Origin of the sequence: Arthrobacter sp. UC242_113 (genome assembly GCF_044054585.1) — a bacterium.
In the GTDB taxonomy this organism is placed as follows: Bacteria; Actinomycetota; Actinomycetes; order Actinomycetales; family Micrococcaceae; genus Arthrobacter.
Genome location: NZ_CP171968.1, coordinates 765,861 through 786,880 on the forward strand (window position 1 = coordinate 765,861; position 21,020 = coordinate 786,880).

General features: G+C 66.4%; 23 protein-coding genes and 1 pseudogene. 17 read left to right on the forward strand and 7 right to left on the reverse strand.

All coding sequences use genetic code 11. The annotated features are described in order from the left end of the window. Positions 1-7: 7 nt before the first annotated feature. Positions 8-754 carry a transcriptional repressor LexA gene (gene lexA / locus ACHMXB_RS03470; protein ID WP_395402798.1) on the reverse strand — a complete coding sequence of 249 codons (747 nt, stop codon included), beginning with the start codon at positions 752-754 and terminating at the stop codon, positions 8-10. Positions 755-1,068: 314 nt separating this feature from the next. Between lexA and ACHMXB_RS03475 the strand changes: the two genes are divergently transcribed. The 7 genes and pseudogenes from ACHMXB_RS03475 (at position 1,069) to ACHMXB_RS03505 (ending at position 7,344) form a co-directional block, all read left to right on the forward strand. After that, complete coding sequence (locus ACHMXB_RS03475) at positions 1,069-1,473, forward strand: LysM peptidoglycan-binding domain-containing protein (protein WP_395402800.1); 405 nt, start codon at positions 1,069-1,071, stop codon at positions 1,471-1,473. A 78-nt stretch (positions 1,474-1,551) separates the two neighbouring features. Further along, a complete protein-coding gene (locus ACHMXB_RS03480) occupies positions 1,552-2,670 on the forward strand; it encodes a histidinol-phosphate transaminase (RefSeq protein WP_395402802.1) in 1,119 nt (372 codons plus the stop codon). 57 nt (positions 2,671-2,727) lie between these two features. After that, positions 2,728-3,354, forward strand: coding sequence for an imidazoleglycerol-phosphate dehydratase HisB (hisB, locus tag ACHMXB_RS03485; protein WP_003798736.1), 627 nt, complete (start codon positions 2,728-2,730; stop codon positions 3,352-3,354). Next, positions 3,351-4,089 (forward strand): annotated as a pseudogene (hisH, locus tag ACHMXB_RS03490) (imidazole glycerol phosphate synthase subunit HisH). The gene hisB and the pseudogene hisH overlap by 4 nt, the downstream one beginning before the upstream one ends. A gap of 232 nt (positions 4,090-4,321) precedes the next feature. Continuing rightward, complete coding sequence (gene priA, locus ACHMXB_RS03495) at positions 4,322-5,068, forward strand: bifunctional 1-(5-phosphoribosyl)-5-((5-phosphoribosylamino)methylideneamino)imidazole-4-carboxamide isomerase/phosphoribosylanthranilate isomerase PriA (RefSeq protein WP_395402804.1); 747 nt, start codon at positions 4,322-4,324, stop codon at positions 5,066-5,068. A gap of 9 nt (positions 5,069-5,077) precedes the next feature. After that, complete coding sequence (locus ACHMXB_RS03500; RefSeq protein ID WP_395402806.1) at positions 5,078-5,986, forward strand: SseB family protein; 909 nt, start codon at positions 5,078-5,080, stop codon at positions 5,984-5,986. Positions 5,987-6,045: 59 nt separating this feature from the next. Further along, a complete protein-coding gene (locus ACHMXB_RS03505; RefSeq protein WP_395402808.1) occupies positions 6,046-7,344 on the forward strand; it encodes an MFS transporter in 1,299 nt (432 codons plus the stop codon). A gap of 122 nt (positions 7,345-7,466) precedes the next feature. Here ACHMXB_RS03505 and ACHMXB_RS03510 read toward each other — a convergent pair whose 3' ends face one another. Beyond that, complete coding sequence (locus ACHMXB_RS03510; RefSeq protein WP_395402810.1) at positions 7,467-7,853, reverse strand: DUF1844 domain-containing protein; 387 nt, start codon at positions 7,851-7,853, stop codon at positions 7,467-7,469. Between the two features lie 383 nt (positions 7,854-8,236). Between ACHMXB_RS03510 and infC the strand changes: the two genes are divergently transcribed. The 4 genes from infC to ACHMXB_RS03530 all read left to right on the forward strand — a co-directional run bounded on the left by infC (position 8,237) and on the right by ACHMXB_RS03530 (position 11,129). After that, the gene (gene infC, locus ACHMXB_RS03515; protein ID WP_395402812.1) at positions 8,237-9,292 is read left to right on the forward strand and encodes a translation initiation factor IF-3; all 1,056 of its coding nucleotides are present in this window, start codon (positions 8,237-8,239) and stop codon (positions 9,290-9,292) included. A 118-nt stretch (positions 9,293-9,410) separates the two neighbouring features. Beyond that, on the forward strand, positions 9,411-9,605 hold the full coding sequence (gene rpmI, locus ACHMXB_RS03520) for a 50S ribosomal protein L35 (RefSeq protein WP_009358635.1): 195 nt from the start codon (positions 9,411-9,413) through the stop codon (positions 9,603-9,605). Positions 9,606-9,723: 118 nt separating this feature from the next. Then, positions 9,724-10,179, forward strand: coding sequence for a 50S ribosomal protein L20 (rplT, locus tag ACHMXB_RS03525; protein WP_111904720.1), 456 nt, complete (start codon positions 9,724-9,726; stop codon positions 10,177-10,179). Between the two features lie 53 nt (positions 10,180-10,232). Then, complete coding sequence (locus ACHMXB_RS03530) at positions 10,233-11,129, forward strand: TrmH family RNA methyltransferase (protein WP_395402817.1); 897 nt, start codon at positions 10,233-10,235, stop codon at positions 11,127-11,129. Positions 11,130-11,296: 167 nt separating this feature from the next. On the opposite strand, the gene ACHMXB_RS03535 is transcribed toward ACHMXB_RS03530, so the two are convergent. After that, entirely contained in the window at positions 11,297-11,572 is a 276-nt protein-coding gene (locus tag ACHMXB_RS03535) for a GlsB/YeaQ/YmgE family stress response membrane protein (protein ID WP_003798714.1), read from the reverse strand. Positions 11,573-11,804: 232 nt separating this feature from the next. Between ACHMXB_RS03535 and ACHMXB_RS03540 the strand changes: the two genes are divergently transcribed. Next, positions 11,805-12,758 carry a cation diffusion facilitator family transporter gene (locus tag ACHMXB_RS03540; protein ID WP_395402819.1) on the forward strand — a complete coding sequence of 318 codons (954 nt, stop codon included), beginning with the start codon at positions 11,805-11,807 and terminating at the stop codon, positions 12,756-12,758. 122 nt (positions 12,759-12,880) lie between these two features. Here ACHMXB_RS03540 and ACHMXB_RS03545 read toward each other — a convergent pair whose 3' ends face one another. Further along, a complete protein-coding gene (locus ACHMXB_RS03545; protein WP_395402821.1) occupies positions 12,881-14,086 on the reverse strand; it encodes an MFS transporter in 1,206 nt (401 codons plus the stop codon). 145 nt (positions 14,087-14,231) lie between these two features. Here ACHMXB_RS03545 and ACHMXB_RS03550 point away from each other — a divergent pair, with 145 nt between their 5' ends. From ACHMXB_RS03550 to ACHMXB_RS03565, 4 genes are all read left to right on the forward strand, one after another. Beyond that, positions 14,232-14,690 (forward strand): (deoxy)nucleoside triphosphate pyrophosphohydrolase, encoded by a 459-nt coding sequence (locus ACHMXB_RS03550; protein ID WP_395402823.1) that lies wholly within the window; start codon positions 14,232-14,234, stop codon positions 14,688-14,690. Positions 14,691-14,839: 149 nt separating this feature from the next. After that, complete coding sequence (locus ACHMXB_RS03555) at positions 14,840-15,820, forward strand: methionine ABC transporter ATP-binding protein (protein ID WP_395402825.1); 981 nt, start codon at positions 14,840-14,842, stop codon at positions 15,818-15,820. Then, the gene (locus tag ACHMXB_RS03560) at positions 15,817-16,518 is read left to right on the forward strand and encodes a methionine ABC transporter permease (RefSeq protein WP_395402827.1); all 702 of its coding nucleotides are present in this window, start codon (positions 15,817-15,819) and stop codon (positions 16,516-16,518) included. The genes ACHMXB_RS03555 and ACHMXB_RS03560 overlap by 4 nt, the downstream gene beginning before the upstream one ends. Before the next feature lie 60 nt (positions 16,519-16,578). Next, positions 16,579-17,382: a MetQ/NlpA family ABC transporter substrate-binding protein gene (locus ACHMXB_RS03565; protein WP_395402829.1), complete on the forward strand. Its 804-nt coding sequence runs from the start codon at positions 16,579-16,581 to the stop codon at positions 17,380-17,382. 148 nt (positions 17,383-17,530) lie between these two features. Here the strand turns inward: ACHMXB_RS03565 and ACHMXB_RS03570 are convergent, their stop codons facing one another. Next, complete coding sequence (locus tag ACHMXB_RS03570) at positions 17,531-18,685, reverse strand: Rv2578c family radical SAM protein (protein ID WP_395402831.1); 1,155 nt, start codon at positions 18,683-18,685, stop codon at positions 17,531-17,533. A gap of 82 nt (positions 18,686-18,767) precedes the next feature. On the opposite strand from ACHMXB_RS03570, the gene pcp reads away from it, so the two are divergent. Further along, a complete protein-coding gene (gene pcp, locus ACHMXB_RS03575) occupies positions 18,768-19,517 on the forward strand; it encodes a pyroglutamyl-peptidase I (protein ID WP_395402833.1) in 750 nt (249 codons plus the stop codon). A 15-nt stretch (positions 19,518-19,532) separates the two neighbouring features. On the opposite strand, the gene ACHMXB_RS03580 is transcribed toward pcp, so the two are convergent. Together ACHMXB_RS03580 and ACHMXB_RS03585 are read right to left on the reverse strand one after the other, a co-directional pair. After that, positions 19,533-20,213, reverse strand: coding sequence for an SIMPL domain-containing protein (locus tag ACHMXB_RS03580; RefSeq protein ID WP_395402835.1), 681 nt, complete (start codon positions 20,211-20,213; stop codon positions 19,533-19,535). Continuing rightward, positions 20,206-20,688: a hypothetical protein gene (locus ACHMXB_RS03585; RefSeq protein WP_395402837.1), complete on the reverse strand. Its 483-nt coding sequence runs from the start codon at positions 20,686-20,688 to the stop codon at positions 20,206-20,208. Before ACHMXB_RS03585 ends, ACHMXB_RS03580 begins: the two co-directional genes overlap by 8 nt. Positions 20,689-21,020: the final 332 nt, after the last annotated feature.

Here is a 21,020-nt window from a genome sequence, read left to right on the forward strand (position 1 = left end):
CCAGCGGCTACAGCGAGCGGAGTACGGAGACCACCTTGCCCATGACAACGGCGTGGTCGCCGAGGATGGGTTCGTACTGCGTGTTCTGCGGAAGCAGCCATGTGTGCCCGTCGCGCTGCCGGAATGTCTTGACGGTCGCTTCGTCGTCGAGCAGCGCCGCGACGATGTCGCCGTTGACCGCGTCACTTTGCCGCCGGACCACCACCCAGTCTCCGTCGCAGATGGCGGCGTCCACCATGGAGTCGCCGGCAACCTTGAGCATAAACAGTTCGCCGTGGCCCACCAGCTGGCGTGGCAGCGGCATCAGGTCCTCCACCATCTGGTCCGCGAGGATCGGGCCGCCGGCGGCGATCCGGCCCACCAGTGGCACCATTGCGGTGTCCATTGCGCTGGGCAGTTCGGACACGGACGCGACTGCGGTGCCCAGGGCGGGGGCCTTGTCCGCGCCGCCGCTCTTTGCCGTCCCTGCATCCAGAGTGAGCGGCATCAGGACCTCCATAGCGCGCGGCCGCTTGGGGTCGCGGCGGAGGTAGCCAAGCTTTTCCAGCTGCGAGAGCTGATGGGTCACGCTGGACAGGCTGGCCAGGCCGACGGTGTCCCCGATTTCCCGCATTGACGGCGGGTAGCCGTTGTCGTTGACCGAGCGCTGGATGGTTTCCAGGATCTTTTTCTGCCGGACGGTGAGTCCCTTGGGGGTCCGCTGAGACCGCGGGCTGCGCTGGGGAGCCTTGCCGTCAGAGGCCTGTGCTGCCATGTTCGCCAACGCCTTTCCATTCCTCCCGGCCGCGGTAGCTGCAGTGGCCGGGAACTTCCGGCCTGAAAATGTCAGACCCTGCTGATCAACTGCAGATGTGGTTGTTCTGTGATTTCCAACGTAGGCCAGCCATAGTGCTTTTTCAAACATTTGTTCTAGCGAGTCTCGACTTAATTCGTCGATAGGTGCTAAAACTAGAAAAAGCAAAGTTCGAACATGTGTTCTAGTGAGGGCCACTTGGCAGTCCGGTGTTCGAACTGTCTGTTCGAATACGAGTACGAGGCAGCACAACTTGGTCCAGGAGGGCTCACGCCATGTCAGCTTCAACAGCAGCACCAACTTCAACGGTAAGGTCCTATTCAGCGGCAGGGCCCCGTTCATCTGCCCCGACCCGGCCCGGCAAGCCGCCACGGCTCCGCCTCACCCGGCGTGGCCGCATTGTCCTGATCGGCCTGCCGCTTGTTCTGCTGGCCGCCGTTATTCTGTCCCTGACCGGGCTCCTGAACTCGCCTGCCAAGGCTGCAGACAATCCCGGTGGCCTGACGGTCACGCCCACGGTTTCGGTTACGGTGCAGCCCGGCGAATCGCTGTGGGCCATCGCAGGACAGGTCGACCCGGACCGCGATCCCCGGGACGTCATTGCGGACATTGTCCAGCTCAATGACCTCCAGGCCGGGAAAGTCATGCCCGGCCAGCAGCTGTTTGTGCCCAATAAGTAGGGGTGACGCTGCGCGGTTCCCGGTTGCCGGAACCGTCACAGTTTCCGGCCAGCCCTCCGGGTTACTTAAACTGTCCTAGTGAATGACCAGCTTGAGCGACTGAACCGACTGCCCCTTCGGACCAACCTGAGGGGGTTGTCCCCCTACGGCGCACCCCAGCTTGATGTCCCGATACTGCTCAACGTCAACGAGAACACGCATGGCGTGCCCGCCGACGTGCGGGCGGCCATCACCGCGGCCGTAACCGAGGCCGCCGCCGTGCTCAACCGGTACCCCGACCGCGAATTCACCGAACTCCGCGTAGCCCTGGCCGAATACCTAGGCCACGGGCTCAGCGCGGATAATCTCTGGGCAGCCAACGGCTCCAACGAGGTCCTGCAGCAGATCCTCCAGGCCTTCGGCGGCCCGGGCCGTTCGCTGCTGAGCTTCCCGCCGACCTACTCCATGTACCCGCTGCTCGCCAGCGGCACGGACACCGCCTACATCGCCGGCAAGCGTGCCGACGACTACGGCCTCAGCGCCGAGTCCGCGGCAAACCAGGTGCGCGAACTCCAGCCCAGCATCGTCTTCCTGTGCTCACCCAACAACCCCACCGGCACTGGCCTGGGCCTGGACGTGGTGGAAGCCGTCTATGAGGCGGGCGAGGCCAGTCAGGGGGTTGTCGTCGTGGACGAGGCCTACCACGAGTTTGCGCACGACGGCACGCCCAGCGCCCTCACCCTGCTGCCCGGCCGGGAGCGGCTCATCGTCTCCCGGACCATGAGCAAGGCGTTCGCTCTTGCCGGTGCCCGCGTCGGTTACATGGCTGCTGCCCCGGAGGTGACCGACGCCCTCCGGCTGGTGCGCCTGCCCTACCACCTGTCGGCCGTCACGCAGGCAACCGCCCTCGCGGCGCTGCAGCACCGCGAGGCGCTCATGGCCGATGTCCAGGACATCAAGCGGCAGCGTGACCGGATCGTCGCTGAACTGACGCGGATGGGGCTGCGGCCCGCTGCGTCCGATTCCAACTACGTCTTCTTCGGCGGGCTGGAGAACCCCCATGAGGTCTGGCAGGGACTACTCGATGCAGGGGTGCTCGTCCGCGACGTCGGCATCGCCGGCCACCTGCGGGTCACGGCCGGTACTGAGACGGAAACCACAGCCTTCCTGGAAGCGCTGGAAAGCATCCTGGCCCGGCAGGCCGCACTTCCGGCCTAAACTTGGATATGGACCAGGTCAGGTCCGCCCATCCTTCGTCAAAGGACATCTATCACCATGAGCGACACCGGAATCAAGGCTGCCGAGGCCCGGACTGCACGCATGGAGCGTGCCACCAGCGAATCTTCCGTACTGGTGGAGATCAACCTCGACGGCACCGGAGTGTCGGATATCAGCACGTCGGTCCCGTTCTATGACCACATGCTGACGGCGCTGTGCAAGCACTCACTCATCGACATGACCGTCAAGGCCACCGGCGACACCCACATCGACGTCCACCACACCGTCGAGGATGTTGCCATCACGTTCGGCGAGGTCCTGCGCACCGCGCTGGGCAACAAGGCGGGCATCCGCCGCTTCGGTGAGGCCACCGTGCCCCTGGACGAGGCCCTCGCGCACGCCGTCGTCGACGTGTCCGGCCGGCCCTACCTTGTCCACGGCGGCGAGCCCGCCGGGCAGGAGTACCACCTGATCGGCGGCCACTTCACGGGATCGCTGACCCGGCACGTGTTCGAGGCCATCACGCTGCACGCCGGCATCTGCCTGCACATGAACGTCATCGCCGGCCGCGACCCGCACCACATCGTGGAAGCCCAGTTCAAGGCCTTCGCCAGGGCCCTCCGCGCAGCCGTCGAGCCGGATCCCCGCGTCGAAGGCATTCCGTCCACCAAGGGAGCACTGTGACCGGCAAAGTACTGCACGAGGGCGCGATCCTCGACCCGTCGGCCACGCTGAAGCCGGCATCCCCGGAGGGCAAACCCACCGTCACCGTCCTGGACTACGGCTCCGGCAACGTCCGTTCGGCCGTTCGCGCCCTGGAGCGTGCCGGTGCGGAGGTCATCCTGAGCTCCAAGCCCGAGGATGTGCTGAACGCCGACGGGCTGGTCGTTCCCGGCGTCGGTGCGTTCGAAACGGTCATGCGCGAACTCAAGGCCGTTGACGGCATCCGGATGATCGGCCGCCGAGTTGCCGGCGGACGTCCGGTCCTCGGCATCTGCGTCGGCCTGCAGGTGCTCTTCGAAGCTGGCGTCGAACACGGAACCGAAGCCGAAGGCATGGGGGAGTGGCCCGGAAAGGTGGAACTCCTCCCGGCCGAAGTGGTGCCGCACATGGGGTGGAACACCGTCAAGGTTCCGGAAGGCTCCAGGCTTTTCGACGGCGTCGAGGGCGAGCGGTTCTACTTTGTGCACTCCTACGGCGTACAGAACTGGGACTTCGACGTGATCCAGCCCCGGATGGCGCCGCCCCTGGTCACGTGGTCCGAGCACGGTGGCCCCTTCATCGCCGCCGTGGAAAACGGCCCCCCTCTGCGCCACCCAGTTCCACCCGGAGAAGTCCGGGGATGCCGGCGCACGTCTGCTGAAAAACTGGGTCGACGGGCTCCGCGCGCCGCACTCCCGGCCGACGGCGGACGCCTAGATGTGGTCAGTCGTCCTGATGGGACTGGCCGGTCTCCTGGTGGGCGGCGGCCTGTCCTTCAGGCAGCAGCGCAAGCCGCTCTGGATCCAGATCGGTTTCTACGTGCTGGCTGCCATGTCGCTGCTGGCCGCCTACGTGCTGACCCTTCCCGGCAAATAACCCACTACCCGCCGTGTGCGCCGCAGAAGTCGCCGCGCACCGGAACCAGCGCCTACAGAACTGAGGACCCCTGATGACCAGCCAAAACGAGCTGCCGGTACTTGAACTGCTTCCCGCCGTCGACGTCGTGAACGGCCAGGCCGTCCGCCTGGTCCAGGGCGAGGCCGGCAGCGAAACAAGCTACGGAACGCCCCTGGAGGCGGCGCTCAACTGGCAGCAGCAGGGCGCCGAATGGGTCCACCTGGTGGATCTGGACGCTGCCTTCGGACGCGGCTCGAACGCGGACCTGCTGCGCGAAGTGGTGGGCCGGCTGGACATCAAGGTCGAGCTCTCCGGCGGCCTTCGGGACGACGAATCCCTGGAGAAGGCGCTGGACCTGGGCGTGGCCCGGGTGAACCTCGGCACCGCCGCCCTGGAGAACCCGGAGTGGACCGCGCGGGCCATCGACCGCTTCGGTGACCGGATCGCTGTCGGCCTCGACGTCCGGGGAACCACCCTCGCCGGACGCGGCTGGACCAAGGAAGGCGGGGACCTGTGGGACGTTTTGGGCCGCCTAGAGGAGGCCGGCTGCGCCCGCTACGTCGTCACCGACGTGACCAAGGACGGGACGCTGCAGGGGCCGAACGTCGAACTGCTGCGACAGATGGTGGAGAAGACCGGCAAGCCCGTGGTGGCCTCCGGCGGCATCTCCAGCCTTGACGACCTGAAGGTCCTGCGCTCCCTGGTGCCGCTCGGCGTCGAAGGTGCCATCGTGGGCAAGGCCCTGTACGCCAACGCCTTCACCCTGCCCGAGGCCCTCGACGTGGCCGGCCGCCGCTAGGACACCGCCGTGACCGAGCAGCAGAGCAACTCCGCGGACGGCGGACAGGCAGCGGATCTGCCCCCGGCGCGCCGGCTGCCGGGTCACATCGAGGCCGCCCTTGCCGGGGCGGGAGGCGCCGCGGATTCGGCCGGTCAGCCCTGGGCCGGGCGCAGCCTCGCCGGTGAAGACGCCAAAATACACAACTTCGAGGACGACGACGGTGCGGCCGATGCCGGCTACCTCACCGCCGTCTCTTCTCTTGTTGCCGGCGACGGCGATGAGGCCGCGGTGGTTGCCTCGCTGGCCAGTGCCCGCGTCTTTGTCCCCGTGGTGGCGCAACTGGCGGAAGAAGCCGAGGGCGCGCACGGCGTGCACGCCGACAAGCAGTCGGACATGGCGCTGGTGACCCTCAAGGCTCCCGATGGCCGCCTCGCCATGCCGGTCTTCACTTCGGCGGAAGCGCTGGCTACGTGGCATCCCGAGGCGCGGCCGGTGGCCGTATACGCCGCGAGGGCGGCCCTGTCCGCCGTCGCCGAGGGGGCCGAGCTGCTGGTGGTGGACCCCGGCTCGGAAGTGACCTTCGTGGTCCGGCGCCCCGGCGTCTGGGCCCTCGCGCAGCAGCAACAGTGGGTGCCGGCCTACCTGGACACCGAGCTGGCCGCTGTACTGCGCGCAGGAGCCGAAGGCCAGCCGGCCATCCGCGGACTCGAGGTCCTTCCCGGCGGGGGAGTCGCCACCACCACGGCCTCGGGCAGCCGTGTCGATGGCGGCGGATCCGGACCGGAACTGCGGGTGGTGCTCTACCTGGCGGACGGACTCGATGCGGCCGCGGTTCAGTCCCTCGTTGCCGGCCTCCAGAGCGAGTGGAGCCGGAATGTATTGTTTGGTGAGCGCGTTGATTCGATGGAAGTCAAGCTAAGGCGCGCCGCGCAGTAGCCGCCGGCCCGGTGGGGTCCGTTCCGGCGCTGTCCGGCGGCGGAACTGAGGACCCACCTGTGAATTTCAGCCTGTACCGGGAGCTGCTGGCCGTCCGGCCCATCCGCCGGCTCCTGGCGGTCGGCATGATCGCCCGCATTCCCCATTCGGCGGCGGGCGTCCTGCTGACCCTGCACATCGTCCTTACCCTCGGTGAGGGCTACGCGGCCGCGGGAACGGCAGCGGCCGTGATGACCATCGGCATCGCGCTCGGCGCTCCTTGGCGCGGCCGCCGGGTGGATACGGTGGGCCTGCGCACGGCGCTGATACCCTCCGTGATTTCGGAAACTGTCATTTGGTCCATCGTGCCGCACGTCTCTTACCAGTGGCTGCTGCCGCTCGTGTTCGTGGGCGGCCTGCTGACGCTTCCCATCTTCAGTGTGGTGCGGCAGTCGCTGGGAGTCCTGGCGGACGGCGACCAGCGCAGGACAGCCTTCGCCCTGGACGCTGTCAGCACGGAGATGGTGTTCATGATCGGCCCGGCCGCAGGTGCGGTGGTGGCCACGAGCGGCAATTCCGTGCTGGGGCTGACCGCCGTCGGCGTCTCGACGTCGCTGGCAGGGCTTTTCCTCATGTGGTTCAACCCGCCCACCCGCAGTGCTGTCCGCAGCGAATCCTGTGAGGCGGACGAGCAGGTTGCCGCGGAGGTGGCCGTTGTGGCCGCGGCCCCCGCACATCTGCAGGAGGCTGCCGCTGAACTCGGTCCGGCGGCCGCGGGCAGCAGGCGGCGGGCAGTCCTGAGGCGCAGGGTGGCCCACAGCTTCGGATGGTTCACAGCCGCGGTGGCCGCGGTGTTCGCCGTTGCCGGCGGCGCCGGTATGGTGCTCAGCGGCACCGATGTGGGAATAGTGGCTGCCCTGGAGACCGGCGGACGCCAGGGCGAGATCGGTGTGGTGTTCCTCTTCTGGTGCGCCGCGTCGGTGGTCGGCGGCCTTGTCTACGGGGCCATGCACCGGCCCGTCTCACCGATCCTCCTGCTGCTGGGCATGGCTGCCCTGACCATTCCGATGGGGTTTGCCACCGACACGCTGACCCTCAGCCTGCTTTCGCTGCTGCCAGGGCTCCTCTGTGCACCGGTGCTGTCGGCAGCATCCGAGAAGGTCGCGGAACTGGTCGACGAGGCCAGGCGGGGGGAGGCCATGGGCTGGTACGGGTCCGCTCTGACCGCCGGCGTGGCACTGGGGGCTCCGCTGGCCGGACTTTTCATCGACAGCATTGGTGCGGCGGGAGGCTTTGTGTCCGTCGGGGTGGCAGGGGTGCTCCTCTGCGCCGTAGGGCTTATCCTGCAGCAGCGCCGCCGCCGCGCCGCCGCCTCCTAAGGGGCTCCGGTTCCACGGCAAGAGGGTGGTGGAGGGCACTGCCGGAGCCAGTGCCCCCGGCAGACAAAAACGGCGGCGGGCCGGCCCCGAAGAGCCGGCCCGCCGCCGTCGTACTTCAATCTTTAGTTCACTGCACCGGTGAACTTCTCACCGGGACCCTTGCCCGGGGGATCCGGAATGACGGACTCTTCGCGGAAGGCGAGCTGCAGGGACCGCAGGCCATCACGCAGCGGCCCGGCATGCTGCGAACCGATTTCCGGGGCGGCCGCCGTGACCAGGCCGGCGAGGGCGGTGATGAGCTTGCGGGCCTCATCCAAGTCCTTCAGCTCAGCGGCGTTCTCCTCAGCGGCCAGGCCGAGCTTCACGGCTGAGGCGCTCATGAGGTGCACGGCGGCCGTGGTGATGACCTCAATCGCAGGAACTTCGGAGATGTCGCGGATTTGCTGCGTGACGTCCTCGCCGGCGCCGGGCGCCTGGTAGACGTGTGAATTGCTGTCTGGAGTGCTCATACTGGTAAGCTTGTCACAGACCGACTGGATGTCGTTATTTTGCCGTGGATGTAACCCACTGCCGCGAATGTGCGGTAGGCGGGCATCTTTATGTAGAATTGATATTCAGTTTGCAAGCGGAGTTCTCTCCCACCCGCGTCAGCCGTTTTCCCGGAAGTTTCAGGGAAGCAAGGTTGCCGGGTAACGGTCGGGCGGTTCACCGGGCAGAAGCCCGGGGAAGTGCGTGCAGTCCCTCGCGGGATGTGCACATCCGATCCTTTGAGGCCTTCGATTGCTCCGGCAATTGGGGGCCTTCTCTATTTTGCCGGTGGAACACCCATCACGAACACAGGAGCTTTAACATTAGCGAGCCAAGAATCAATGAGCGTATCCGCGTCCCTGAGGTGCGGCTGGTCGGCCCTGCCGGCGAACAGGTAGGAATCGTCCGTATTGAGGATGCCCTGCGTCTGGCTGCCGAGTCCGACCTGGATCTCGTTGAAGTTGCACCGCAGGCCAAGCCTCCGGTGTGCAAGCTGATGGACTTCGGCAAGTACAAGTACGAAGCCGCGGTCAAGGCCCGTGAGGCCCGGAAGAACCAGACCAACACGGTTCTGAAGGAAATCCGGTTCCGCCTGAAGATCGACACCCATGACTACGAGACCAAGCGCGGCCATGCCCTCCGCTTCCTCGGAGCCGGGGACAAGGTCAAGGCGATGATCCAGTTCCGTGGCCGTGAGCAGCAGCGTCCCGAAATGGGCCTGCGCCTGCTTCAGCGTTTCGCGGAAGATGTCAATGAAGTCGGCGTGGTGGAGTCCAGCCCCCGCATCGACGGCCGCAACATGGTCATGGTCATCGGTCCGCTGAAGAACAAGGCGGAAGCCAAGGCAGAAGCGCGCCGCGCAACGCAGCGTGCAGAAGCCAAGGCCCAGAATGAAGCCAAAGCAGCAGGCCGCGTGGACACCTCCGGTGACGATCAGGCTCCCCTGACGCAGTCGCTTGCCGACCTTCTGCCGGAGGGCTTCCAGGTTTCCACGGAGGCCCCTGCGCAGGACGCCCCGGCAGCAGCTGAGGCCGCCGTCGAAGCAGCCTCGGTTCCGGTCGAAGCAGTTCCGGCTGCCGAGGCTCCCGCCGCGGAAGCACCCAAGGTTGCGGAAGCACCCAAGGTTGCGGAAGCACCCAAGGTTGCCAAGGAGGCCGAGCCGAAGCGCGAGGCACCCAAGGCCGCAGCACCCAAGGCAGCCCCCGCTGCTCCGAGGGCAGCAGCCCCCGCAGCACCGAAGGCGGCAGCGCCTGCTGATCCGAAGGCTCCCGTAGCTGAGTCGCCTGCTCCGGCAGCGCCGAAGCCCGCGGCTGCCTCGGCAACGCCCAAGCCGGTGGCCCGGCCTGCAGCGCCGAAGCCTGTTGCACGGCCCGCAGCGCCCCGGCCCACGCCGAAGCCGGCGGGCAAGAAGACCACCTAGTTCGAAACTGCGGAAGGCATCGCCTTCAGGCAGCCAGCAACCAGCATGCCGCCCGCAGGGGTGGCTGCGCGATAGAACTGCGGACATTGTCCGCGGATACGTAAGGAGATCGGTTCCCATGCCGAAGATGAAGACCCACAGCGGTGCTAAGAAGCGCTTCAAGCTGACCGGCAGCGGCAAGCTGCGCCGCCAGCAGGCCAACCGCCGCCACTACCTCGAGCACAAGTCCTCCAGGCTGACCCGCCGCCTCGCCGGCGACAAGATCGTCTTCAAGGGCGACGCCAAGGTCATCCGGAAGATGCTCGGCATCTAATTTCCAAGCATTCTGACTGACTGCCCCCTGGCAGCAGTCAACTATTAAATAAGCCTTCTCAGGCCAGCCGGTTACCGGCAGTAGTCGCTTGGGATCAGATTTTTGAAGGAGTACGCACGTGGCACGTGTGAAGCGGGCGGTAAACGCCCACAAGAAGCGCCGGGTTATCCTCGAACGCGCCAAAGGTTACCGTGGACAGCGCTCACGCCTGTACCGCAAGGCCAAAGAGCAGCTGCTGCACTCGTTTGTGTACAGCTACGGGGACCGCAAGAAGAAGAAGGGCGACTTCCGCCGCCTGTGGATCCAGCGCATCAACGCTGCGTCCCGCGCCAACGGCCTGACCTACAACCGCCTGATCCAGGGCCTGAAGGCCGCTGAGGTCGAGGTTGACCGCCGCATGCTGGCCGAGCTCGCCGTTTCCGACGCCAACGCCTTCGCTGCGCTGGTCCAGGTTGCCAAGGACTCCCTGCCTGCAGACACCTCCGCTCCGGCCGCCAAGGCTGAGGCTGCTCCGAAGGCGAAGGCTACCCGCGCACGCGCTGCGAAGAAGCCGGTTGCTGCAGCTGCTGAGTAAGCAGGCAACTCCCAGTTCAAGGACCGGTGGCAACAGCCACTAAGGTTTCTTATATGAACGAAACCGGGCGCCCGCAAGACTTTCCACTCTCCAATCCCCGAGCCGATCGGGTCAGGGACGTGGCGAAGCTTGCAGGGCGCCCGGTCCGTTTAAAGCGCCGGCAGTTCCTGGCCGAAGGCCCGCAGGCAGTACGTGAGGCATTGGTGCTTCACGGCAAGCGGATCGCTGCGGGCCAGCCGGGCATAGTCCGCGAGGTGTATGCCAGCGAAGCCTGCCTGGACCGGTACCCCGAGTTTGAAGAACTGGCCGTGGAAACCAGCGCCCGGCTCGCCACGGAGGACGTCCTGGCTGCCATGGCGGACACCGTCACCCCGCAGGGGATCGTTGCGGTGTGCGATTTCGTGGATGTCGCCCTGGCGGACGTGCTCGACGCCGGACCGCGGCTGATTGCCGTGCTCTGCCAGGTCCGCGATCCCGGGAACGCCGGGACGGTGCTTCGGGCCGCGGACGCCGCGGGCGCCGACGCCGTGGTCCTCACGGGTTCCAGCGTGGACATCTACAATCCCAAGGCGGTCCGCTCGACAGCCGGCTCCCTCTTCCACCTTCCGGTGGTCCTCGGCGCCGACGTCAATGAGCTGGCTGCGCTGTGCAAGGAGCGCGGGATCGGCGTGCTGGCGGCGGACGGCTACGGGCAGCTGAACCTCGACCGCCTGCAGGACGAGAATGCCGCACGCCGCCTTGGCGCTTCGGCCGCCGGCTCTGACTACGCCCTGGAAAACCCCACGGCCTGGCTCTTCGGCAACGAAGCCCAGGGGCTCTCCGAGGACGAGCTTGCGCTTGCCGACCATCGGGTGGCGGTGCCCGTCTATGGCGCCGCTGAGAGCCTCAACCTCGGAACGGCCGCCACCGTCTGCCTCTACGCCAGTGCGAGGTCCCAGCAGTCCGCCTAGCCCGCTGGAGTTTTCGGGCAGATGTTGCAGCAAAAGGCACTTTTAGTCGCGATATCTGCACAAAAACTCCACTGCTAAACGGCGTTGGCAGCCATAAGAGGAGCGGGGGCCCACCCTTCGGTGGACCCCCGCTCCTGTCTGTTTTGTCTGTTATGGGCTCGGGCCTGTTATGGTGCCCGGGTGCTGTGGCTGCGGCCGGTGATGGCGCCGTAGATACCTGCGACTACGAGGCCGCCGATGATGGCGAGGATCCAGGTGCCAAGGTCGAAGAACGCCAGGTCACCCTTGCCGAAGAGAAGGCTGCCGATCCAGCCGCCAACGATGGCGCCAACGACGCCCAGAACCAAGCTGGTGACCCAGCCGCCGCCGACCCTGCCGGGCATGACGGCTTTAACGATTGCGCCTACGATCAGGCCGAGAATAATCCAAGCAAGAAATCCCATTGTCTGCTCCTTCATATTCGTCGGGATCGATTCTTATCAGTCCCGATATGGCTTCAAGCTAACACAGTGCGTGATTATTTGTCAGCAGGCTTACTTTTAGCTCTGTTCGTGGCGTGTGAAGCCGTGTCCGGTGCCTGTCCGGGACCGGACGGGTACGGTATTTACTAGACGGCGGTTCCATGCCGCCCTGTCCCATCCGTTGAAAATAACCACGTGAAGAGGTGAGCCTCCCTTGGCTGCAAGTGGCGGTACCAAGGCGATTGTGGCGGCGCTGGCCGCCAACCTGACCATCGCTGTCCTGAAGTTCGTCGCGTTCCTGTTGACGCGATCCTCGTCGATGCTGGCTGAGGCCATCCACTCAGTCGCGGACTCCGGCAACCAGATCCTGCTCCTGGTCGGCGGGAAACGCGCCCAACGCGCAGCCAGCCCGGAACACCCCTTTGGCTACGGCCGCGAGCGTTACATCTATGCGTTCATCGTTTCCATCGTGCTCTTCAGCGTCGGCGGCCTGTTCGCCCTGTATGAGGGATGGGAAAAAATTCAGCACCCGCACGCGATTGAAGGTGACTTCTGGTGGGTGCCCCTGGCCGTGCTGGTGGGAGCCATCATCGCCGAGTCGTTCTCGTTCCGGACGGCCATCATCGAAGCCAACCACATCCGTGGCAGCCAGGGCTGGATCAGCTTTGTGCGGACCGCCAAGCAGCCCGAGCTTCCGGTGATCCTGCTCGAGGACTTCGGTGCGCTGCTGGGCCTCGTCTTCGCCCTGTTCGGCGTGGGGCTGACCCTGCTGACCGGCGACGGCATCTGGGACGGAATCGGGACCGGGATGATCGGTCTGCTGCTGGTGGCGATCGCCGTGATCCTGGCGATGGAAACCAAATCCCTGCTGCTGGGGGAGTCGGCAACCAAGGACGACGTCGGCCGGATCCGGCACGCCATCGAAGCTGACGGAACGGCAATCATCCACCTCAAGACTCTGCACCTGGGCCCGGAGGAGCTGCTCGTGGCCGCCAAGATCAGCGTGGCAGCGGGTGATTCCGGGCTGGATATTGCCAAGGCCATTGACGACGCCGAAGCCCGGATCCGCTCGGCAGTTCCCATCGCGCGGGTCATCTACTTGGAGCCCGACATCCGCCGCGCCCAAGTGGCCAGCGGGCCCGCCCTTGCGGGCGACTCGGGCGCCTAGCTGCATACGCCTGGGCCGTCGGGCCCCTGAAAGTCTGGGACGCCGGCCCCGTTGCAAATTCTGGGCCGCGCAATTCTAAGCCGCTGGCAATACAATTCTGGCCGCTGGTTCCGTAACTGCTGTTACGGGGCCAGCGGCTTTTTGCGTTCCAGCAGGCCGCTGAACAGGGCCACGATTAGGCCGAGAATGGCCAGAACGGCACCCACCAGGGCGGGGGCAACATAGCCCCAGCCCAAGGCGATCACGAGGCCGCCCAGGAAAGCGCCCAGGGCGTTGGCGACATTCAGGGCGGCATGGTTGAGCGAGGACGCCAGCGACGGCGCATCAGGAGATGCGTCCAGCAGGCGGGTCTGCAGGGCGGGGACGAGCATGGACCCGGCGCCACCCACTACGAACACCATGACGAACGCCGACCACGGCCAGTGCACGGCCACGGCGTACACCACCAGGGCAACGGCGATTCCTGGCAGGACACGGTAGATGGTCCCCATCACGGACTTGTCCGCGATCCGGCCACCGACGATGTTGCCGGCCACCATTCCCAGGCCGTACAGGGCCACCACGAACGGCAGCAGGGCGGCGGGGATCCCGGCCACGGAGGTCATGGTGTGGGAGATGTAGGTGTACGTGGCGAAGAACCCGCCAAATCCAACGATGCCGATGAGGATGGCCAGCCAGACCTGCGCCCTTTTGAGCGCGCCCAGCTCCCTGCGGATGCTGGCGTCCGCGTGCGCCTTTTGGAACGGAACGAATTTCCAGATGAGCGCCAGGGTCACCAGTCCCAGCAGTCCCACCAGGACAAAGAGCAGGCGCCAGCCAAAGCTCTGGCCGAGCCAGGTGGCGAAGGGGACGCCGACCACGTTGGCAACCGTGAGTCCCGCCATGACCATGGAGATGGCCCAGCCGCGCTTGGTCGGAGCCACTAGGGAAGCGGCGATGACCGCGGCCACGCCAAAAAACGCGCCGTGCGGCAGGCCGGCCGCGAACCGGGAGACCAGCATGCTCGCGTAGTCGGGGGCGATGAATGAGGAGAGGTTGGCAACGCTGAAGAACAGCATGAGCCCCAGTGCAAGGAACTTGCGGGGCAGTTTCGCTCCGACGGCGGCAAGCAGGGGGGCTCCGACGACGACGCCCAGGGCGTAGGCCGAGATGAGGTGGCCGGCCTCGGGGGTGCTGATCCGGAGTCCGGTTTCGACCTCCTTGAGCAGCCCCATCATGGCGAACTCGGTGACACCGATGCCGAAGCCGCCCATAGCGAGGGCAAGGATGGCGGGTCCGATGTTCGTGGTGGCCTTGGGCGTGCGGGGAGCTTGGACAGTGGAAGTCATGTGCCTGCTTTTCGAAGGGAGTTTACGGAGTAGGCCTCGTTGCCACTGTTTAGGTCTGGTTTTAACAAGCTTCGCGGCGGAAGTGATATTCCCGACCGGGCGGGGCCCGCCTCATGAAAAGCCTGTGCCCTCATAGACTGGACCGGTGACTGAACTGATTAAAGTCGTCGGCGGGGCCGTGCTGGACTCGTTGTCCGCGCCTGCCCGGCTTCTTGTTGCGCGCCGCACAGCACCGCCGCAGTTCGCCGGCATGTGGGAATTCCCGGGCGGCAAGGTGGAACCGGGCGAGACCCCCGAGAGTGCACTGCACCGGGAGCTCCGTGAGGAACTTGGCATCGGCGTCGTCCTCGGAGCGGAACTGGCGGCGCCCGAGCCGGACGGCTGGCCTCTGAACGACAAGGCCGCGATGCGGGTCTGGTTCGCCGAAGTGGGGGACGGCGACCCGCGGCCGCTCGAAGATCACGATGAACTCCGCTGGGTCAGCATCCGCGAAGGTGACGAAGCTCTCAGTCTGCCTTGGATTCCGGCCGACCTCCCGATTGTCCAGGCCCTGCTCGCCAGCGTCACCGCAGCGAGCCGCGCGGACTCCCTCCCCGGAAATTAACGCCACCCTACGTCGGCTTCATTGAGCTGATTGTTCGGATTTGTTGCCGTCCGGGACTGCTGGGCAGAATTACATGCTGGACACCCCCGCGGTGTCTCACTCCTTGGACAGTTCCGGGAGGTCTCCACGCCCAGCACTGAAGGAACCGCATGATATCCGTGAGCCGTGTCGTCAAGAGCTACGGCTCCGGGGCCGCACAGGTCCGCGCCCTCGACGACGTGACAATGTCTGTGGAAAAGGGCGAAATCTTTGGCGTCGTGGGGCAGAGCGGCGCGGGTAAGAGCACCCTGATCCGCACCATCAACTCCCTCGAACAGCCGGATTCCGGAACCGTTCACGTCGGCGGCCGGGACATGACGAAACTGGCCGGCCGGGAGCTGCGGCAGGCCCGCCACGACATCGGCATGATCTTCCAGCACTTCAACCTCCTTAGTGGCCGCACCGTGCGCGCCAACGTCGAGCTTTCGCTCGAAATTACCGGTGCGGGCCGGGCCCAGCGGCGGACGCGCGCGCTGGAAATCCTTGACCTCGTGGATCTGCACGGCAAGGCGGACGCGTATCCCGCCCAGCTGTCGGGTGGGCAGAAGCAGCGCGTCGGCATCGCCCGCGCGCTGGCATCCAACCCGTCCGTGCTCCTCAGTGATGAAGCCACCTCGGCGCTGGACCCGGACACCACACGCCAGATCCTCGACCTGATCCGGCAGCTGAGCAAGGATCTGGGCCTGACCGTACTTCTCATCACGCACGAGATGGACGTGGTCAAGCGCATCTGCGACTCGGCCGCTGTCATGAGCCAGGGGCGGATCCTGGAGCAGGGCTCCGTCGAGAAACTGCTGACCACGGAGAAGTCCCTGCTTGGCCAGGCACTCTTCCCCCTGGGCGACATCCCGCCTACCTCCAACGCGGTAGTAGAGATCACCCTCACCGGAGTCGCCACTGACCGGCCGGTCATAGCCCAGCTGGCACGCCAGCACGGCATCGACGTGGGAATCCTGGGTGCTTCCGTGGAGACCATCCACGGCCGCCAGACAGGGCGGACCCGCCTGGAACTGCCCGGCGATGAAAGGACCGTGTCCGGCGCCGTCGCCGACCTGCGGTCCCAAGGTCTTTTTGTGGAGGTAATCAAGTGATTGACCGCAACGATCCCTACTTTTGGGCGGACCTGCTGGACACCATCCTCAAGGGCGCCGGGGAGACCTTCTACACGGTGGGCGTGAGCCTGCTCCTCACGGTTCTCTTCGGGCTGGCGGCTGGCGTGCTGCTAGTCACCACTGAGGCTCACGGGCTGCTGGCCAGGCCGTTCGGCAGCCGCGCACTGGGGGTCGCCGTGAACCGGGTGCTTGACGTCGTGGTGAACATCGGCCGGTCCATCCCGTTCATCATCCTGATGATCCTTCTGATTCCCTTCACCCGCCTGCTGGTCGGCTCCTTTATCGGCCCGACGGCGGCGATCGTACCGCTGGCGATCGCCGGCATTCCGTTCTTCGCAAGGCTCGTGGAAATCGGCATCCGCGAAGTGCCCAGGGGCCTGGTCGAAGCGGCCCAGTCGCTCGGCGCCACGCGTTGGACGATTCTCACCAAGGTCCTGGTTGCCGAGGCGGTCCCCGCACTGGCCCTGGGGCTGTCCACCACCGTTGTGGGCCTCATCGGATACTCCGCCATGGTGGGTGCGGTTGGCGGCGGCGGGCTCGGCGATGTGGCTTTCCGCTACGGCTACCAGCGCTACAGCCCCGAGTACATGTTCGCCGTCGTCATCCTGCTGATCCTTCTGGTCCAGCTGTTCCAGTCGCTTGGCAACTTTGCCGCTCGCAGGCTGTCCCACCGCTGACAGCGGTATTTCATCCCCGTGCAGTTACATCCCATCCGCTCCATCCTGAAAGAGTCCAGCATGATCCGATCCACCATTCTCAAGGCCGCTGCTGCCGGAGCCGCCGCGGTCCTGGCCCTCTCCGCCTGTGGCGGCCCAAGCTCCTCCAGCGCCTCGGACACCATCAAGGTGGGTGCCCTCGCGGTACCCGCCGGCGACATGCTCAAGCACGTCCAGCGGGAGCTCGCACCCAAGGAAGGCCTCACCGTCGACTACAAGGAGTTCAGCGACTACAACACGCCGAACCCTGCCGTGAGCGACGGCGACATTGACGCCAACCTCTTCCAGAACACGACGTTCATGGAGACGTACAACAAGGCCTCGGGCAAGAGCCTGGTGAGCGTCGGTAAGGTGTACCTGCCGCCGATGGCGCTGTACTCCAATGAAGTGAAGAGCCTGGACGCCCTGGCCGAGGGCGCGTCGGTGGCCATCCCCAATGACCCCACCAACGAGGCCCGCGCCCTGAAGCTGCTCGCGTCCAAGGGGCTCATTGAGGTGACGGAAAACCCCATCACGCTCAAGGACGTGACGGCCAACCCGAAGAACCTGAAGTTCACGGAGATCGAGAACGCCAGCCTCCCGCAGGCGCTGAACGACAAGGATGCCGCCATTGTCACGCTGGCGTTCGCCTTGCCGGCCGGCCTGAGCACTGACAAGCAGATCCTGGTCGAGGGCAAGGACAGCGCCTACTACAACGTCCTCGCCGTGAATGCGGACAAGAAGGACGACGCCCGGGTGCAGAAGCTTTACAAGATCCTGACGTCGCAGGAGATGAAGGACTTCATCCAGTCGGAGTTCAAGGGCCTGGTGATTCCGGCCAGCTAGGCTGACCGGCGAAGGCCGAGGGGACGTACTGCGGATCGTGTCGCAGAGACCCGCGAAGGGCAGGGCGGTAACCGTCCTGCCCTTCGCTTATTTGTTGGATGCGCATATTTGTTGGATGTGCTTTGGGTTGGGGGCGCGGCGGCAGGCCTCAGAACAGCGTGGGCTGGGACGTCCGGGCTGCGCTTTGGGGACTATGCTGCCCGGACTCATGCTGCCCGGACCTCTGCTTCCCCGACCTAGCCTGCCCTGAGCGATCCTGCGGAATGCTGCCCTCGGGGTAGGCAGCTTCCTCTCCGCGGGGATCGTCGACGGGGGAATCCTCGACGTCCCGGTGGCTGAACCCGTGAGAGCCGGTGAAGCCGTGCCGGGCTTTGAAGAAGCGGATCCTGCCGGCAAGCCAGGTGCGGTATTCCTTGGAGGCGTACGAGCCAGTGCCGTACAGCCTGCGGTAGCGGCCTGCCAGCTCCGGATGCCGGGCGGCGATCCACTGCATGAACCATTCCCGGGTGCCGGGCTTCAGATAGAGTGCACCGGCCGTGACGCCGGTGGCGCCCGCGGCTGCGAGTGAGGCGAACAGGGAGTCCAGTGCCTCGTCGCTGTCCGAGAGCCACGGGAGAATGGGCATGGCCATCACCCCGCAGGGCAGCCCGGCTTCCCGGAGCCGGGATACGAGTTTGAGCCGGGCCCTGGGCCCGGGTGTGCCGGGTTCGATGGCCTCGGAGAGTTGCTCGTCCGTCATGGCGAGCGAGATCCCGATGCCCACAGGCACCTGCGCCGCGGCATGCTTCAGGAGCGGGATGTCACGCGCCAGCAAAGTCCCCTTGGTCAGGATGGACAACGGAGTCCCGGAATCGGCCAGCGCGCCGATGATGCCGGGCATCAGCCGGTACCGGCCCTCCGCCCGCTGATAGGGGTCGGTGTTGGTGCCCAGTGCCACGTGCTGCCGGTTCCAGGAGGGCTTGGCCAGCTCCTTCTGCAGCACTTCGGCTGCGTTGATCTTGACCACCACCTGGCTGTCGAAATCAAGCCCGGCGTCGAAGTCCAGGTAGGTGTGGCTCTTGCGGGCGAAGCAGTAGACGCACGCGTGGCTGCAGCCCCGGTAAGGGTTCACGGTCCACTCGAACGGCATCCGTGAGCCGGCGGGCACCTTGTTGAGCACCGATTTGGCGGTGACCTCGTGAAAGGTGACGCCGGCGAACTCGGGCGTGGACACAGACCGCACCAGGCCGGCCAAGGGCAGCAGCGGTGCAGCCCCGGGCATCTCTTCCTGTGCCGGTTTGAGTGCCTGTGCGTCCCATCTCATGCCCTCTATTCGAAGGTATGTTCGAACTTAAGTCAAGGCCCGCCGTCGGCGTTTCCCGCGGGCCGGCGACTACGCTGGGTCCATGATTCTGCTCACCGGCTTTGAACCTTTCGGCGGACAGCCGATGAATCCGTCGTGGGCGGCCGCCCTGTCCGCGCGGGATCTGCTCCGGGCCGAAGGCTTCGCCGTGGAGGCCGTGGAACTGCCCTGCGTGTTCGGCGCGGCGGGGAGTGTGCTGCGGAATGCCCTCGGCGACCTGGAGCCGGAACTGGTGGTGTGCATCGGGCAGGCCGGAGGCCGCGGGCGCGTCTCACTGGAACGGGTTGCCATCAACTGTGATGACGCGCCCATTCCGGACAATGCGGGGAACCAGCCCGTGGACCGGGAGGTGGTGCCCGGCGGGCCGGCGGCCTACTTCACTACTCTGCCGATCAAGGCAGCCCTTCTTGCCGTGGAAAGTGCAGGTGTTCCCGCTGAGGTCTCACAGACGGCGGGAACGTACGTCTGCAACCACACTTTCTATACGCTCATGCACGAGCTTGCGCCCCGGCCGGGCGTCCGCGGCGGGTTCGTCCACGTGCCGTTCGCGCCTGATCAGGTAGAGCAGGGGAGCACTGTCGCGTCACTGCCCGCCCCGACACTGCCTGTCCCGACACTGCCTGCCCCGTCACTGCCTGTCGCCGCAATGGCGGCGGCGATTGCCGCCGTCGTCCGGGCCTCGCTCAACCAGCCGTCCCAGTCATCGGGCACAACCCGGCCTACCGGCGAAACCCGGCCACCCGGCGCAACCCGGCCAGCTGACGTTGCGCTCGCGGCCGGCAGTCTTCACTAGCGCGGCCGGCAGTCTTCACGAGGGCACCGGCGGGGTCCCTGTCCGGGAGCGCAGCTCCCACTCAACCGTGACGCTGGTGCTGACGCCGGATTCACCGGCTTCCACCGTCAAGGCGTCGGATGCGAAGGCCCGCTGCATCCCTCCCACCGGGATGGGCGCTGACGGTACCGGTGGCTGCCGCACGGAGGCCACTTCACCCAGCTCGGCGCCCGCAAGCGCGGCTAGCTGCGATGTTGCTGCCCGCGCGTCGGCCCAGGCCGCCTCGCGGGCCAGCGCCATCACGGCTGCGGCATCGGCAAAACCGAGCTGCACGCCGTCCAGGCGGACGTCGTTCCCGCCGGCCTCCACGGCAGCAGCCATGACCCCCGAGCCGGCGGCGAGGTCCCGCAGCCGGACGCTGAGCATGCTGGATGCCACGTACCCGGTGACCTGCTGGCCCCGGCCCTCCTGCCAGACTACGTCCGCCCGGACGTTGAGCCCCGACGTCCTGATGTCCCGGTTCTCCACGCCCCCGCTGCGCAGCGAAGCCGTCACGGCTGCGGAGGCCTCGCCGGCGGCGGCATAGGCATCACCTGCGCTGTCGCGCCGGCATTCCACTCCCATGGAGAGCGTCAGCAGGTCCGGCGCAGCCTCCGCGGTGCCGGTTCCGGTGACTGTGACAGTCCGGGCTCCCGCCCGGCCCGCGGGTTCACTCATGCCTGAGACTCCGGTCATGCCTGTGCCTCCGGTCATGCCCGAGCCTCCGGTCCACGTAGCCCCCGGCCTCCAGGCCGGCGTGCCGCTCGAAGGGATTTCCCGACGCCGGATCGCCGTACCGTGCGGCGGACCAGGCCGCGGCCGCGAAATAAAACAGCAGGAAGGGCAGCCCGAGGCACCAGGCGTACTGGGTGCTGTGCCTCTCCTCGTGGCCCAGGAGTGTGCGGCTCGTCAAAGCGGCGTCCGGATTCGTACGGAAGATGACCACGTTGCCTACCGTGAAGGCGCCAGCCACCGGCAGTCGCCAGCGGTAACCGGTGGCGACAATCAGGCCGCGGGGACCCCGGAACGTCCGGGTGCGGGCCAGCGCGGCAAGCACCAGCCCCAGCGGCGTGGAGGCGTTCAGCACGTTCGCGAGCTGCCTCAGGCGCTGTCCTCGTGTCAGCGGGCCCGGTGTCATGAGGCCTTGAATCATGAGGCCATGCTAGCCGCTGGCGGCGGTGCGTGACAGGCGAAGATCATCGGCCAGGCGCCTGGCGATGATAGGCGGACGGCCCTGGCCGGGCCCCCGCCGACGACAGCCCCGGGGCACGCCGCAGCCCCGCCGGTTTCAAGCGGGCGGTCCGCTGTCAATTAGCCCGGCGCCGTCAATTAGACTGGGAACAGTGCCCGCCGGCCATCCGCCGGAGAGCCTGCCCTAGTCTTTGGATGGCGTCTTTGGATGACGTCCTTGGATGACTATCTGCAATGACGTGCCAGCGACGGATGCGCTGCCGGGGAAACCGGCGCGGCTGCACCGGCCGCTGG

Bases quoted from the DNA above. Each gene is read 5' to 3' on its own strand.
- lexA (WP_395402798.1), bottom strand. From the start codon at position 754: ATGGCAGCACAGGCCTCTGACGGCAAGGCTCCCCAGCGCAGCCCGCGG.
- ACHMXB_RS03475 (WP_395402800.1), top strand. From the start codon at position 1,069: ATGTCAGCTTCAACAGCAGCACCAACTTCAACGGTAAGGTCCTATTCA.
- hisB (WP_003798736.1), top strand. From the start codon at position 2,728: ATGAGCGACACCGGAATCAAGGCTGCCGAGGCCCGGACTGCACGCATG.
- priA (WP_395402804.1), top strand. From the start codon at position 4,322: ATGACCAGCCAAAACGAGCTGCCGGTACTTGAACTGCTTCCCGCCGTC.
- ACHMXB_RS03510 (WP_395402810.1), bottom strand. From the start codon at position 7,853: ATGAGCACTCCAGACAGCAATTCACACGTCTACCAGGCGCCCGGCGCC.
- rpmI (WP_009358635.1), top strand. From the start codon at position 9,411: ATGCCGAAGATGAAGACCCACAGCGGTGCTAAGAAGCGCTTCAAGCTG.
- ACHMXB_RS03530 (WP_395402817.1), top strand. From the start codon at position 10,233: ATGAACGAAACCGGGCGCCCGCAAGACTTTCCACTCTCCAATCCCCGA.
- ACHMXB_RS03535 (WP_003798714.1), bottom strand. From the start codon at position 11,572: ATGGGATTTCTTGCTTGGATTATTCTCGGCCTGATCGTAGGCGCAATC.
- ACHMXB_RS03545 (WP_395402821.1), bottom strand. From the start codon at position 14,086: ATGACTTCCACTGTCCAAGCTCCCCGCACGCCCAAGGCCACCACGAAC.
- ACHMXB_RS03555 (WP_395402825.1), top strand. From the start codon at position 14,840: ATGATATCCGTGAGCCGTGTCGTCAAGAGCTACGGCTCCGGGGCCGCA.
- ACHMXB_RS03565 (WP_395402829.1), top strand. From the start codon at position 16,579: ATGATCCGATCCACCATTCTCAAGGCCGCTGCTGCCGGAGCCGCCGCG.
- ACHMXB_RS03570 (WP_395402831.1), bottom strand. From the start codon at position 18,685: ATGAGATGGGACGCACAGGCACTCAAACCGGCACAGGAAGAGATGCCC.
- pcp (WP_395402833.1), top strand. From the start codon at position 18,768: ATGATTCTGCTCACCGGCTTTGAACCTTTCGGCGGACAGCCGATGAAT.
- ACHMXB_RS03580 (WP_395402835.1), bottom strand. From the start codon at position 20,213: ATGAGTGAACCCGCGGGCCGGGCGGGAGCCCGGACTGTCACAGTCACC.
- ACHMXB_RS03585 (WP_395402837.1), bottom strand. From the start codon at position 20,688: ATGATTCAAGGCCTCATGACACCGGGCCCGCTGACACGAGGACAGCGC.